This is a genomic window from Sphingomonas populi (genome assembly GCF_004208535.1).
Taxonomy (GTDB): domain Bacteria; phylum Pseudomonadota; class Alphaproteobacteria; order Sphingomonadales; family Sphingomonadaceae; genus Sphingomonas; species Sphingomonas populi.
The window spans coordinates 1-760 of sequence record NZ_SGIS01000166.1 but is presented as its reverse complement, the minus strand read 5'-3'; the positions used below and the strand labels follow the sequence as shown (position 1 = coordinate 760).

The following is a 760-nucleotide window of genomic DNA, read 5'->3' as shown; positions in this document are numbered from 1 at the left end:
AGCCTGATATTAGCAGCGCATGGTCTGGCCTTGCGATCCAGAAGGCGAACCTTCCAAACCTCTCGTCCAAAACCAAACGCCGTATTCACGGCATCGATTTTAAGAACCCATTCACAATGTCAAATAGGAGAGCGTCATACGCTCTCGGTATCGCCAACACCTCGTAGGGTGCGGCAAACTGATGTCTTCATCTCTAGGTTGTGGTGCGTGGTGGAGCCTATCGGGATCGAACCGATGACCTGATGCTTGCAAAGCAACCGCTCTCCCAGCTGAGCTAAGGCCCCATGCGCAGACGCTCGACGAAATAGCGTCGCTATTTCGCGTTAGCGTCAAGCACGGCCGGCGGAGCGAAGCTCCGTCCGACGACGCGGGCTTTGCGGGTTCCAGCAAAGTAATACTTTGCTGGGTTCCGCTTTGCCCGCGGCGCTGCTTGATACGTGGTGGGCCGAGTAAGAGTTGAACTTACGACCTCACGCTTATCAGGCGTGCGCTCTAACCACCTGAGCTACCGGCCCGCACCCGCTGCGCCGTCAGTCGCAGCAAAGCTGCGCCCTCAGGCGCGCTATGCAGCGCTGGCCGAGCTTGTCCACGTGCAAAATAGCTACGCTATTTTGTCTCGTGGACTAACCTAGTGATGAAGGGACATGAGGACGGCGGCAAAATGTTCTTTGGAATGGAGGAAGCTCTTCTCCTGATCGAAACCAGAAGCGCTTTCCGCCGATATCCTTAGAAAGGAGGTGATCCAGCCGCAGGTTCCCCT

General features: G+C 56.3%; 2 tRNA genes. Both read right to left on the bottom strand.

Annotation, left to right across the window (positions count from 1 at the left end):
- Positions 1-208: 208 nt before the first annotated feature.
- Positions 209-284, bottom strand: a tRNA-Ala gene (locus EWE75_RS24745).
- A gap of 154 nt (positions 285-438) precedes the next feature.
- Positions 439-515: transfer RNA gene (locus tag EWE75_RS24740), tRNA-Ile, on the bottom strand.
- Positions 516-760: the final 245 nt, after the last annotated feature.